The sequence below is a fragment of the Wolbachia endosymbiont of Drosophila innubila genome (assembly GCF_021378375.1).
GTDB classification, from domain to species: domain Bacteria; phylum Pseudomonadota; class Alphaproteobacteria; order Rickettsiales; family Anaplasmataceae; genus Wolbachia; species Wolbachia pipientis.
In genome coordinates, this window is the sequence record NZ_CP076228.1 from 1,099,865 (window position 1) to 1,112,212 (window position 12,348).

9 protein-coding genes and 4 pseudogenes are annotated in these 12,348 nt (G+C 35.4%); 5 read left to right on the forward strand and 8 right to left on the reverse strand.

Annotated features, from left to right (window positions below; all coding sequences use genetic code 11):
- The first annotated feature begins 3 nt into the window (after nucleotides 1–3).
- On the forward strand, nucleotides 4–2,277 hold the full coding sequence (gene pnp / locus J4T77_RS05965; protein ID WP_233641021.1) for a polyribonucleotide nucleotidyltransferase: 2,274 nt from the start codon (nucleotides 4–6) through the stop codon (nucleotides 2,275–2,277).
- Between the two features lie 248 nt (nucleotides 2,278–2,525).
- Nucleotides 2,526–2,867 (forward strand): annotated as a pseudogene (locus J4T77_RS05970) (DUF6444 domain-containing protein); the annotation flags it as partial.
- A 28-nt stretch (nucleotides 2,868–2,895) separates the two neighbouring features.
- Here the strand turns inward: J4T77_RS05970 and J4T77_RS05975 are convergent.
- The 7 genes and pseudogenes from J4T77_RS05975 to apaG form a co-directional block, all read right to left on the reverse strand.
- A pseudogene (locus tag J4T77_RS05975) lies at nucleotides 2,896–3,748 on the reverse strand (IS630 family transposase).
- A gap of 89 nt (nucleotides 3,749–3,837) precedes the next feature.
- Nucleotides 3,838–4,668: pseudogene (locus J4T77_RS05980) on the reverse strand (IS5 family transposase).
- Nucleotides 4,669–4,694: 26 nt separating this feature from the next.
- A complete protein-coding gene (locus tag J4T77_RS05985) occupies nucleotides 4,695–5,288 on the reverse strand; it encodes a reverse transcriptase N-terminal domain-containing protein (protein WP_233641022.1) in 594 nt (197 codons plus the stop codon).
- A 37-nt stretch (nucleotides 5,289–5,325) separates the two neighbouring features.
- On the reverse strand, nucleotides 5,326–5,469 hold the full coding sequence (locus J4T77_RS05990) for a hypothetical protein (RefSeq protein ID WP_173862902.1): 144 nt from the start codon (nucleotides 5,467–5,469) through the stop codon (nucleotides 5,326–5,328).
- Between the two features lie 248 nt (nucleotides 5,470–5,717).
- On the reverse strand, nucleotides 5,718–5,891 hold the full coding sequence (locus J4T77_RS05995) for a hypothetical protein (RefSeq protein WP_233641023.1): 174 nt from the start codon (nucleotides 5,889–5,891) through the stop codon (nucleotides 5,718–5,720).
- 26 nt (nucleotides 5,892–5,917) lie between these two features.
- Nucleotides 5,918–6,163, reverse strand: a pseudogene (locus J4T77_RS06000) (PD-(D/E)XK nuclease family transposase); the annotation flags it as partial.
- 296 nt (nucleotides 6,164–6,459) lie between these two features.
- Entirely contained in the window at nucleotides 6,460–6,861 is a 402-nt protein-coding gene (apaG, locus tag J4T77_RS06005; protein WP_007549064.1) for a Co2+/Mg2+ efflux protein ApaG, read from the reverse strand.
- Between the two features lie 96 nt (nucleotides 6,862–6,957).
- On the opposite strand from apaG, the gene J4T77_RS06010 reads away from it, so the two are divergent.
- A complete protein-coding gene (locus J4T77_RS06010; protein ID WP_190321454.1) occupies nucleotides 6,958–8,022 on the forward strand; it encodes a 5-(carboxyamino)imidazole ribonucleotide synthase in 1,065 nt (354 codons plus the stop codon).
- A gap of 958 nt (nucleotides 8,023–8,980) precedes the next feature.
- Here J4T77_RS06010 and J4T77_RS06015 read toward each other — a convergent pair.
- On the reverse strand, nucleotides 8,981–10,174 hold the full coding sequence (locus J4T77_RS06015; protein ID WP_010963060.1) for a bifunctional 2-C-methyl-D-erythritol 4-phosphate cytidylyltransferase/2-C-methyl-D-erythritol 2,4-cyclodiphosphate synthase: 1,194 nt from the start codon (nucleotides 10,172–10,174) through the stop codon (nucleotides 8,981–8,983).
- 263 nt (nucleotides 10,175–10,437) lie between these two features.
- On the opposite strand from J4T77_RS06015, the gene J4T77_RS06020 reads away from it, so the two are divergent.
- A complete protein-coding gene (locus J4T77_RS06020) occupies nucleotides 10,438–11,502 on the forward strand; it encodes an AI-2E family transporter (protein WP_010963061.1) in 1,065 nt (354 codons plus the stop codon).
- Between the two features lie 129 nt (nucleotides 11,503–11,631).
- The gene (locus J4T77_RS06025) at nucleotides 11,632–12,267 is read left to right on the forward strand and encodes a DnaA ATPase domain-containing protein (RefSeq protein WP_190321455.1); all 636 of its coding nucleotides are present in this window, start codon (nucleotides 11,632–11,634) and stop codon (nucleotides 12,265–12,267) included.
- Nucleotides 12,268–12,348 lie beyond the last annotated feature (81 nt).

Consider the following 12,348-nt stretch of genomic DNA (forward strand, 5'->3'; position numbering starts at 1 on the left):
AATATGTTTAAAATTATAAAAAAATCTATAGAGTGGGGTGGTCGTGCCTTATCTTTAGAAACAGGAAAAATAGCACGCCAAGCTCATGGTTCAGTAGTTGTAAATTACGGTGATACTTCTGTTTTAGTAACTGTTGTACGTAAAAAGAAGGAAGAAAGCGTTGATTTCCTACCTTTAAATGTGCAGTTTATCGCAAAAAGCTATGCCATGGGTAAGATCCCTGGCGGGTTTTTTAAAAGAGAAGGCAAGCCATCTGATAGAGAAACTTTAATCTCAAGAGTAATAGATAGAAGTATAAGACCACTATTCCCAGAAGGATTTCATGATGAAATTAGTGTGGTGTGCAATCTATTAACTTATGATACAGTCAATCCTCCTGAAGTGCCAGCATTGATTGGTGCTGTTGCAGCTCTTGCAATTTCTGGTGTTCCCTTTCACTTTACTATAGCTGGAGTGATGGTTGGTTGTGATAAAAATAATAACTATATACTCAACCCTTCTGTTCAAGAGATGAAAGCAAGCAGCTTGGATCTGTTTTTGTCTGGTGATGAAAATTCAATTTTAATGGTTGAATCAGAAGTGAAAGAGCTCTCTGAAGAAAATGTTTTTAATGCAATAAAATTTGGCCATGAACACCTTAAGCCTGTCATTAAGCTCATAAAAGAGTTTGCTGATACAATTGGCAATAAACCTGAGAGCTTTGCCCCTATTGATGCATCAGATATAACACAAGAGCTCGAAAAATACGGTAAAGATTTTGAAAAAGCATATTCGCAAACAGTAAAACAAGAGCGAGTTCAAGCTCTAGAAGCGATCAGAGAGAATATATTGAATACTCTTAAAGAAACTGGAAAAGACGAAAAGTTAATTACGTATGCAGTAAAAAACTTTGAAAGATCTTTAGTACGTGAAATAATTAGGAAGAAAAGTGTAAGGATAGACGGTCGTAAGCATGATGAGATACGTCAGATAGAAGTTGAAGTTGATATTCTGCCCAAAACTCACGGTTCTGCACTATTTACAAGAGGCAATACTCAGGCACTGGTTGTTACTGCTCTTGGCACCACTCAAGATGAGCAAATTGTGGATGATATTGAAGGGGATAGACGTGAGCATTTCATGTTGCATTATAACTTTCCCTCATTTGCTGTTGGAGAAACTTCTGCTGCGCGTGCACCAGGAAGAAGAGAAATCGGTCATGGCAAACTTGCTTGGAAAGCAATTCATCCTGTTTTACCCGATAAGTCTGAATTTCCTTATACAATAAGAGTAGTGTCCGAAATTTTGGAGTCTGATGGTTCTTCTTCTATGGCAACAGTTTGTGGGACTTCTCTTGCTTTAATGGATACGGGCGTGCCAATAAAGGCCCCTGTTGCTGGAATTGCTATGGGTCTCATCAAAGATAAAGACGAGTATGTAATACTTTCCGATATACTTGGTGATGAAGATTATCTTGGTGATATGGACTTTAAAGTAGCAGGAACTAGTGAAGGGGTTACGGCGCTACAAATGGACATGAAAATTTCTGGTATAAGCTTTGAAATTGTTGAAAAATCTTTAGAACAGGCAAAAGCTGGAAGATTACATATTTTAGAAAAAATGAATGCAGTGATTTCAGAACACAGTGATGATGTCAAAGACCATGCACCAAGGATGTTATCATTTTACATAGATAAAGACAAAATTTCTGCTGCTATAGGTTCTAAGGGGAAAAATATACGCAGTGTGTGTGAAAGAAGTAATGCAAAAATTGAAATAGGAGATGATGGTAAAGTTTCTGTTTTTGCTACGAGTGGCACTGAAGCTGAAATTGCAAAGAGTATGATGATTGATTCAATAACAGAACTAGAACAAGGTTCTATAGTTGATGTCAAGGTTGTAAGAATAGAGAAGTCTATTGTAGAGCTTGAATTTCTTAATGGCAGAAAAGGAAAAATGCACATAAGTGAAGTAGCTAATGAACATATAGATTCTATAGAGAGCGTACTTAAACAAGATGATACTTTCAAAGCACTAGTAATTGACTTTGAAAAAGGTGGGTGTCCAAAGTTGTCAAGACGTCGGGTTGATCAAGAGACGGGAGAGTTTTTTGAAGGTGAGCTTTACAACGAGGAAAGGAAAGATGGTCCAAATGACAGGGATAATTATTACAATAATTCATTTAGTAGAAAACCTGGAGGAAGTCACCATAAGAGGCCTCCTCGTCCTCATTCTGGTTTCAGCAACAGAAATAGGCCGAAATTTGGTAATAATGATTCATCATCAGGTTTTTATTAAGAGTAAACTTCTTGCGTTACCTCTCGTCATTCCAGTGCTTAACACTGGAATGACACCCTTTCTGGTGAAGGTTGTTCTCAAATCACAATGTTAGTACAATTGTGGTGTTAGCTATAGCTAACCCAAGGTATCTGTTCAGCGGAGTGGTAGAATAAGGTAGACAAAGCAAGATAATAAAGATAATCATAGAGCAAAAGTGAGGTAATGTGGTAAACCTTTGAGAACTTTGCAAAAATTTACAGCAAAAAATAGAAAAACTGAAAGCAGAGATAGAAAACTTAAAAGCAGAAAATAAAGCTTTAAAGATAGAGAACGCTGAATTAAAGGAAAGGCTTGGTTTAAACTCGAAAAATTCATCTCTACCGAGCTCTAAAGAATTGTACAAAACAAAAAAGGACAAGCCAAAAAGCGAAAGGAATGTTGGCGATCAGGTTGGGCATAAAGGAAATTTTCATGCTACAATGGAAGCGGATAAAGTAGTAAAAATAGAGTTGCCTAATATTTGCGAATGCGGAGGAGAGCTTGTAATATGCGAAAAACCTTATGTTCACCAAAAAGTTGATCTTCCGGAAATTAGGCCTTATGTAGTATAGCATTTCTCATAATAGTCCGAACAGGTCATAGGAAGGCAGAATCAACAGCACGACGAAAGGATTCGAATAGAGGAATGTTTTTCCTGGCTCTGTTTTTTATAGCAAACCAATGATGCTCAATTTTGTTGAAATCTGGAGAATAAGGCGGCAGATACAAAATTTCTGCACCAACCCCTTTAGCAAGCTCGATAATCTTATCAGACTTATGAAAAGTAGCATTGTCAAGAATGACAGTCTGTCCAGGTTCCAAGATCGGTGTCAAAAATTGCTCAAACCATCCATTAAAAACATCCATATTACAGTGGCCTTCAAAGGTTAACGGAACAACTATCTTTCTTCCACTTAAGGCTGCAACCATACTGATTCGTTGAGTTTTCTTTCCAGATTTTAAGGCATAAAACCGCTGTCCTTTCTGGCAATATCCGTAGTTCGGTGTTATCAATGCCAGACTCATCTATATACACTAAGTTTTTAGGTTCTTTTGTCGCTATAATTTTCAAAAATTCAGCACGTTTTTCTTCGTTTCTTTCCTTGTATCCATATGTCTTTTTTTGCGCGTAAATCCAATTTTTTTTAAGGGCTCGATAGATCGTTTGGATACTAACGTTGTTCCAAAGTTTAGCCATTTCCGATAGAGTCTTTCCTCCGTGTTCTCTGGCAAATTTGGCAAAGGTATCCCAGTCGGTAATTTTGTGATTGTAACCCCCATTTCCAAGTTTTTTTGATTGAAAGTCTCCTGTTTCTTTTCTTCTTTGCTGCCACTCCCATAAAGTAGTTCGTCCAATCTTAAATCTTGCTGCCACTGTTTCTCTGCTTTCTCCTTCGTCTAGCGCTTCCATTGCTTTTTTTCTTAAATCATAACTATATGCTGCTGGCATTCAACCTCCTTATCATCATCTACCCTTATCCTATCACATCCGGACTTTTATGGAAAGAGCTATAAGAGGTTGTTCGGAAACTAGTAAATTCAAGCATATTCCCTCTTTAACATAACCCTACTCATAGCTAGGTATATGAAATTCTCAGTGGATGTTGTGAGTAAATCATACTCCTTCGATAGCCTTCTATTCCTATTAACCCAAGCAAAAGTCCTTTCTACAACCCATCTTCTTGGCTGTACTTTAAACCCTTGTTCTCTTGTTGGTAGTAGCTCAGGTGGCGTATCTTTGTGCACCCAAAATCTACATGGAGGCCTTTTAACAATTTCAATATCTATGTCATATTCTTCCTTTATGTGATTCTTTAAATTTCTTCCTTGGTATCCCATGTCAGCCCACATTTTTTAACTTTAGTATATTTTGTTCTCATATTGTTTAATGCTATTTTAATACCATCTCTATCATTTTCGTTAGCAGCGCCTACGTAACAACCTAGTATAAAACCCTGAGTGTCTGTAATTATATGCCTTTTTCTACCCTTTTTACTTTTTACTTCCATCATAGCTTTGATCCCCCCTTTTCTGTAGTCTTTACAGATTGACTATCTACTATACAGGCACTCGGCTGCTCATTCTTTCCTATTTTTCTTCTACTATATTTTGTAATTTCATAATTCATTTTCTCAAAATTCCCTGCTTCTTCCATTGCCTGAACTGCTCATACACAGTCTTCCATAGCGGAAAATCATTTGGTAAATACCGCCATTGACACCCTGTACGCAATACATAGAAAATTGCTTCTAATATTTCTTTTTTGCTATACTTTGGCAGCCTTCCTCCTTTCTTGTATGATACTCTGAAGTGTTTTTCTATTCTTGCCCATTCCCTTTCGCTTAGATCTGTTGGATACTTTTTTCTCATCTTTACCCGTACTAAAATTTCAGATATTATAGCCTTTTACTTGTTTCCGGACAACCTTTAATATCACCTTCGAGTATCCATTGTAGTTGGTTACGGCTTGCCAGTAACAAGTGGCAAGCCACAGTAGCGTCTGCGCAGGATCTTTTTGGTCTAAAACCATAAGAGTGACGATCACTGATCGTTTCAGCTATCGGTTCCAAAGCAAACAAGTATAATGCTTGCATGGCTCTATCTTTTATCGTAGGGATTCCAAGAGGTCTTCTTTTGCCATTAGACTTACTGATGTATATCCGTTTTAGCGGAGAAGGTTTGTATCCTCTTTGTTTTAATAGCTTTATTCCTTGAAATTTTGTGTTGCAAGTTGACCATATTTGACGATCTACACCTGCTGTGTTTTTTCCTTGGTTTTCAGTTACTCTCTTAACCGCCAAAGCTTTGCCGCTAAAAGAGCGTGTGAGAAGGTGTTGTAAAGTTTTCACCTTACCCCATCTGCCTTGTTGGACAGCCTTAACAATACGCCTCTGTAGCCTCATAACAACTTTTTGGCATTTCTTCCAGGGTAACTGGTTCCATGCTTCGGAGTTATTGGTAGGTGCACTTACAGTTGTACTTGTAATCATCTGCTTTCCTACCTTAAGTGGTTAACAAAGTTTCTTGTCATGAAGGACCAAATGGAAGTCTGCTCGTTTTCACGCGAATTAATGTTACAAATTCTATCCATTTCGTTACAAAATGGCATTCGCTTTCTCCATTATCCTTTACCTGCACATCCATCAGCATTCCTTGCGGGTTGCCTGCCATATAGGCGAAAATACAGGCTTATCCTGTTCCTTTTGTCATACAATAGTGGGTTAGGTGGCTTCTCTATACCGGTGGAATTATTATTTGCGTACATCCAGAAATGAAAAATGTCACATTACCTTTTGGTCGGAGCTTATCAGCATCTTTAGCTCTTTAATCGTTACGATACTTATGAAGCTTCACTTACGTTCACCATACCACTAAGCCTAGCCCTCCAACCACATGATGCTTGTAGTTTATGCTTTCTCTCACGATTGAGCATCTTCTTTATCAAGAGGAGGTTCATTGTCCGCGTCGCTCAGCACCAACTGGTTACCCAATTCGCACTGATGCGTAGACTCAGATGGCAAAACATCTGGCTCAATAAGCTTTAGAATCCTTTCAGTTTCTTTCTGAATGAATTCCTCTCCTTTTATAAACAATATGACCGAAGGCTTTCAGGTCGCACCATCTCAATTATATACCTGTTCCCACTAGAATCTCTGCAAAGAACATCAACGATACTTTGTTTTTTAGAGGCAATTTCAGCATCTTGAATAGTGCTGAGGAATTCTATTTCTTTTATTTCATCTTTGCCAGTGAACCCCAAAATATCATTGAGAAAGTGAATGAGGATGTCTTTATTTTTTTCAGTACCAAATATTTTTTTGAAGGTTAAATCCAGCTTAGGGTCGAGAAACTTAGATAAAGCCATAGCCAAAGTGCTTAAAAATATTAATAATTATACACTATTATTAACAATTATTCAACCATATTTTTGAAGATAGCTATGCCGCCGCGAACCGTCATACCGCCGCGGTATCTTAGCATAGATCCCGCTAACAAGTAGCGGGATGACGAATTACTTAACCGTCATACCACCGCGAACCGTCATACCGCCGCGGTATCTCGGCATAGATTCCGCTAACTAGTAGCGGAATGACGATTGTGTATCGTGTTTTGCTAAAAATCACAGAATGCAGTCTGGTTACAAATAAACTATTTTGACAGTTAATGGGGTCTAGTTTTGATGTATGGACTATCCAAAGAAAAGGGTGGTATCATAACTTCAAAAACTTTTATGCTTTCTTCATTCAGAAATTCATACTTACCCTGCATTATTCCTGACGGTACATTTAAGTATGTTCCACTTGTGTATTTAAATACCTCTCCAGATTTTATCACAGGTTGTTCTCCGATAACACCAACTCCGGCAATTTCATTTACTTTTCCCTTATAATCTATTATTTGCCAATGACGACTTAACAATTGAATAGTTGATTGGCTTTTGTTTTTTATCTTAACGTTATACATCCATACATAGCAATTTTCATAAGGAATGGATTGCTCTTCAATATAAATTGGTAAAACTGTAACTTCAACAAAGTTGGTAGTTAGTGTGTATTCTATCATTATAAAATATTCATGATAAGAAAATAGTATTTTAATTATATACTTTTTTCATAGATTTTTCAAGTATACTTTAATTAGGAAATATCAATTTATAGTATGAATGAACCAGATGCGCTGAGCAAAAAAGTAATAGGAATAATAGGTGGTGGACAATTAGGTAAAATGACTGCTATCGCTGCAACAAAACTTGGACAAAAAATACATGTTTTTGCCAGTGCTAAAGACGATCCAGCTTGTTCTATTGTTGATGATTTCACAATAGCAGATTTCTCTGATAAGAAAGCGCTTGAATCTTTTGCACAGAGTGTGGATTTGGTCACTATTGAGTCTGAAAATATTCCATGTAGTGCAATTGATATCGATGTAAATTTTTATCCGGGTAAAAAAGCGTTACACATTGCGCAAAATAGGCTTAGAGAGAAAGATTTCATTAGAAGCTTGAGTATAAAAACTGCTGAATACAAAAGTATACAAAATTATAATGAGCTACTGAAAAGCAGTAGAGCTTTTGGCTATCCAACAAGGCTGAAAACAACAGAAATGGGTTATGATGGAAAAGGGCAATATGTGCTTGAGAATGATTCTGAAATGAAGCAATTTGCTTCCTTTGATTGGAATACAGAGTACATTCTTGAAGCAAGTGTTGATTTACTGAAAGAGGTTTCAATAGTCGTTGCAAGAGATAAAAACGGTAAAGTAGCTTTTTTTCCTATAGCAGAAAATTACCACGTTGATGGAATACTTGATACTTCAACAGTGCCAGCTAAAATAGATAGTAAATTAACTCAAGAGGTACAACGAGCTGCAAAGAAAATAGCAAATGCGCTTGATGTAATAGGAATTCTGGCTATTGAATTTTTTGTTACTAAGGATAACGAATTGTTAGTTAATGAACTAGCTCCAAGACCTCACAATTCTTGCCACTGGAGCTTGGATGCATGTAACGTTAGTCAATTTGAACAGCTAGTTAGGATAATATGCGGGCTACCTATGCAGGAAGTAGTATTACGCTTTCCTTGTATGACGAAAAATATAATAGGTAATGATATATATGATTCTCATAAGTATTTGAGCAACGAAAAAGCTAGTTTAACCATATATGGGAAAAAAGAGGTTAGGGATAAGCGTAAAATGGGACATGTCAATATAGATTTAAGTTAACAGTTTTTCTACGTCATACCGCCACAACTGTACGAACATTGTGATATGATGAGATGTTACATAGTAAACGGTGTCATTCTAGCACCTCTTTTCCCGTCATCCCGCTGCTTGTTAGCGGGATCTCATTTCACTTTGTGAAGGTGTCATCCCAGCACCTCTTTTCCCGTCATTCCGCTGCTTGTTAGCGAGATCTCATTTTACTTTATGAGGGTATCATCCGAGTAGCCCCTTTCTCATCATCCCGCTGCTTGTTAGCGGGATCTCATTTCACTTTATGAAGGTGTCATTCGAGTAGCCTGACTACTTGGATCCAGGAATTTTATTAAGTTGGTAAGCATAAAAGTGGCTGATCTTATGTTAAAACACAACGTTCTTGATGAGATTACAGCAAGGCTGGATTCCAGCGTCAGCTACTTGAATGACAGCAGTCCTACGTCATGCCGCCGCGGTATCTCTAGATCCCGCTAACAAGTAGCGGGATGACGATTGTCGTTTAGCCATAAATGTTTAAGAAATTTACCAAACGAAAAAAAAGGCAAAAGAAGCCCCGTGGTTGGCTAGTTACTTACATTATACTTTCAAGTATGGCGTTTTTTTATTCTAAACGTTTAATAACCGCGATTCATCTGCTTTTAAGCCGCAACTAATCTAAATTATAAACATTAAGAAATTTACTAAACAGAAAAAAAGGCAAAGAAAACCTAGGGTAGCTAATTACTCACTATCCATTTTTTAAGTTGGCGTTTTTTGATGTTTTAAATGCTTTATAAGCGCATTTTAGCTTGTATAGCTAGAAATTTGATAAAGACATAAGGTGCACATAGTGCAAAAAATTAAACATGAGACACCAAATACGTTGAGTTTTTTTGTCATTTAATCTGTACAGAGAAGATAAATAAATAGCTTCAGTGTCATGATAAGGGGGCTGGCGAAGGGTGTCAAGTAAGTTTTTTCGTTTCTATTTCCAATAAAAGTTTGTATGCAATAACACAGAAGCATGCACTGCTATTCCTTCATTTCTTCCAATATAACCTAATTTCTCTGCAGTGGTTGCTTTGATATTTACAAATTCATCATCAATTTCTAATGCTTTTGATATGAATTTCTTCATTTCTACTTTGTAAGGCGATATTTTAGGCTCTTCACAAACTATAGTAATATCTAAATTAGACACGCTGTACCCTTTTTCTTTTGCTTTTTTAGCAGCAAAGTCAAGAAAGTGAGATGAATTGCAATCTTTCCATTCAGAGGAACTAGGAGGAAAGTGCTCTCCTATGTCGCCACATCCCAGTGCTCCGAGTATTGCATCAACGATTGCATGTATTGCAACATCACCATCAGAGTGCGCTTCTATTGCCATGTTGTGTTCAATTTTCACACCGCAAATTTTTATAAAGCTTTCAGCACCATTTTGAACTTTAATGAACTTATGTATATCATAACCGGCTCCGACACGAAATTTTGGCTCTTCAAAAAGAAGCTTTGCCATATTGATATCCTCTTTTGTGGTTAACTTAAAATTGCTTTTCTCACCTTTAATAATCGCAACATGTTTTTTGTGCTCTACCATTAGTGATGAATCGTCAGTAAATTCTTTGACTGATTGATGGCATGATAATAATTCTTTGAAATTAAAAATTTGAGGGGTTTGTATGGCTCTGAGCTTTCCTCTTGAAATCGTAGATTCAATAAAACTATTACTCACCAATGACATAGTGTCTTCAACTTCTATTGCTGGAACTACTCCTGTATATTGATCATTAATCATAGATTCAACCAAGTTATCTATCAGAACATCTGACACAAAAGGCCTACAAGCATCGTGTATAACTACAAAATCTGGGTTAATTTTTTGTAAGCTTTCAAGCCCTAGTTTAACTGAACTTTGCCTGTTTTCTCCTCCGTATACAGGGCTTAGTAATTTAGTGTCTGTAATTAGTGATATAGCTTTCTCATAGAAACTTTCATGGTCTCTATTAATTGCTATTCTTATGTAATCTATATATTGGTTAGCCAGAAATCTTTTAATTGTATGAAATAAAACAGATTTACCTGCCAGTTTTATATATTGCTTAGGAATCGTAGAATTGCATCTACTGCCTACTCCCGCTGCAACTATTAATGCTGCTATTTTGTATTTCTTAGCGCACATATTTCTTTTTGTAGAAGCTTTCCTCTCTATCCAAGATTCTTTCCGAAAAATAAAATTTCTGACATCATATAAAAGTTACTTCCCCTATTAACTAGCATAATTATAATAGCAAAAGAGATATTTAGAGAGCTCAAAATCTATCTTTGCCTGCGGATTAAACAACTAAATTTTAGTAAAAAATGATAGTATTACAAATCGTAAAATACTTTCAACATAGGAAAAATAAATTGCATATTTTTCAGTAAATTAGCTATGCTAAACACATGCAAAAACGTCATATAACTATTTGTTTCATACTGCTTTTTATAATAGGGATGTTATTCCTGATGCGTCCTATGATTTTTCCATGTTTAATATCTATTATTATTGCATATTTGTTTAATCCGCTAGTAGTCAAGTTTGAAAAGTATAGAATACCACGTTCATGTTCTGTAATTTTTATAATACTTATTTTATTAATAGCTTTTATACTAGTCATAACATTTGTTTTACCTATTATATATGTTCAAATTACTTCAATATTAAATTTCTTAGTGAGTAAAGTGCCTTCATTAAAGTTTAAAGTAATCCCCTCTGTATTAGAATTTCTTAATATGAAAATCGAGGATAGCTTATTTGATCATTTATCTAAAAATCTAGCAGAAAATTACAGCAACTATGTATCTTATTTCATGAATGCTCTTGATATTGCTAGTAACTTTATAATCCAAGTGTTAAGTTCAAGCTTTAACACGGTATCATTAATGGTGATTACTCCTGTAGTGTTTTTCTATATATTACGTGATTGGCCTTTAATTATAGAAAAAGCTAGTAAATTAATCCCTATTCCTTACAGAGGAAAAATTGCAGATTATTTTTCCAAAGTGGATTTCATTATATCTAATTATCTAAAGGGGCAGGTAAATGTATGTATTGTCATGATGGTCTTTTACTCTGTGAGTCTGAGCATAATTGGATTGGAACACTCTATTGTTATTGGAATTTTATCAGGAATGTTAACGTTCATACCTTACGTAGGGCCATTATTATATACCATTATTGGGTTTTTGAGCGCTATCACTCAATTTAGTGGATGGTTTGAAAGTGCTGCTGTTTTGCTATTATTTGGTGTTGGACAATTAATAGATTCAAATATATTAGTTCCTTTATTAATAGGAAAAAAAGTTCATATACATCCAACTGTAATTATTCTGGGAATTACTATATGCGCTTCATATTTTGGATTTACAGGTATATTACTTTTTATTCCAATAATAGCAATGTTCAATGTATCAGTAGAATATGCAATCAATAAATATTTTAAAAGTGAGCTTTATAAAAACGGCTAACAGACCTTTTGCATAATCAATTTATGGTAAGAGGAGAAATGAGCCCAGAATACCTGACACATTTGAGGAGCGTAAGTAAATTTCTGCGCAAAAATTACTACCAGAAAGAGGTTACGTAAGAGGTTCAACGTGCAATTAAATTTATTTAACAACAATCAAGCTGATTATAGCCGGCAAAATTACATCATCTTAGATGAAAATAAGCACGTATATAATTCGGTAGTTAATGATTTATCTTGGAAATGTCTGATTCTTTTTGGACCTAAAAGCTCCGGTAAAACTCATCTTGCTCATATTTGGCAATCAATAAACGATGCAATCTTTATCAATGTGAATAACTTCGTAAGCGAGATTAGGTATAGCGATGCTTTTATTTTAGAAGACGTACAAAACATTAAAGATGAAGCCATGTTATTACATTGTTACAATTACATGAAAGAAAACGACAAGAGGCTGCTAATCACTTCTTCAATTTCACCAAAAAAGCTTAACTTCAAACTAAGAGATTTAAGTTCTCGAATATTATCAACTATCAGCGTAAAAATTTTGCCTGCAAGCGAGGAATTATTAAGAATTATGCTAATAAAACGATTTTCAGATAAACAGTTAAAAATTGATTTAAAAGTGATTGATTATATTTTAGCAAGAATAGAACGTTCTTTCTATAGCATTGATAAAATTATAGAAAAGATAGATAATGAATCTATAGGGTCAAATGTGACCGTTCCTTTTATTAGCACTTTATTAAAAAAAGATGCCATTTGATTTCTTCTTTTGTAAAGGTGTATATTAAAAATTTATTAACACCCATAACACTAACGTAATTGGAATCTCTACCTGTCCATG